The organism is Pseudidiomarina fusca (assembly GCF_032227045.1).
Lineage (GTDB): Bacteria > Pseudomonadota > Gammaproteobacteria > Enterobacterales > Alteromonadaceae > Pseudidiomarina > Pseudidiomarina fusca.
On the sequence record NZ_JANFPJ010000092.1, the window covers coordinates 1 to 960 of the forward strand.

Consider the following 960-nt stretch of genomic DNA (forward strand, 5'->3'; position numbering starts at 1 on the left):
CAGAGGATTATGTCTTTTTAGAGGGGAAAATCCCTAGAACCCCACAATGGAACGATTGTGCTCGACTCATTTCAAATTGCATTATTTATTATAATTCCGCGTTACTATCGGCATTTTTACAAATCCAAGAGAGGAACGGTAGGCAAGATGTGGTTGATGTTATTTCTCGGCTTTCACCTGTTGCTTGGCAACACATTAATCTAAATGGGGAATATGCCTTTAATAAAGACCGCAAAGAAATCGACTTAGCTGGTTTACTTAGTGATGTAGAATCAATAAGTTAAAGAATGCCATCTGTTTGTATTTCTAATTCAAAAGGTACTGCGCATCAAAGTGCCATTAAAAATTGGAGGTGTTGATATTCTATATGCTTGATATATACAAGCTAACATTGATAGAAAACAGATAAGCTAACAAGTTTTTAGAGACTATAAAATTTTCTGTGTAAGTGGCTGTTTATCATAACGATACTCGGTCACCGTACATGATCATAAACTGCGTCATGGCAGGCTTCCAATCTCGCAGTGGCATTGTCCACTTTTTAGCAATCTGGTGTAAAGCCAGATATAGCAACTTCAGCACCGCATCATCACTTGGGAATGACCGTCTGGTTTTGGTGACCTGACGCAGGCTGGCATTAAGCGATTCGATGGCATTGGTGGTGTATATGACCTTGCGTATCTCCGGTGGATAGTCGAAGAACACACTCAGCCTTGTCCAGTTATCGCGCCAGGATTTGCTAATGCTCGGATGCTGGTTATCCCAGGCTTCGGCAAACTGCTCCAGTGCCAGCTCTGCCTGTTGCAGGGTTGCTGCGCCATAAATAGTTTTAAGGTCTGCTGCAACAGCTTTACGCTCTTTCCAGCTGACGAAGCGCAGGCTATTGCGGATTTGATGCACGATACACAGTTGCACCGTAAGCGTCCATTTTAGGACGTATTGACGCCTTATAGATTTCGG

Annotated in this window: 2 protein-coding genes; one reads left to right on the top strand and one right to left on the bottom strand. The window is 42.7% G+C overall.

Going from position 1 to position 960, the window contains the following annotated elements; all coding sequences use genetic code 11:
• Positions 1 to 284, top strand: a 284-nt coding sequence (locus tag NOG12_RS13195; protein ID WP_313933507.1) for a Tn3 family transposase, incomplete at its 5' end; no start/stop codon positions are given.
• Positions 285 to 459: 175 nt separating this feature from the next.
• Here the strand turns inward: NOG12_RS13195 and NOG12_RS13200 are convergent.
• On the bottom strand, positions 460 to 960 hold a 501-nt coding region (locus tag NOG12_RS13200), incomplete at its 5' end, for an IS256 family transposase (RefSeq protein ID WP_313933508.1).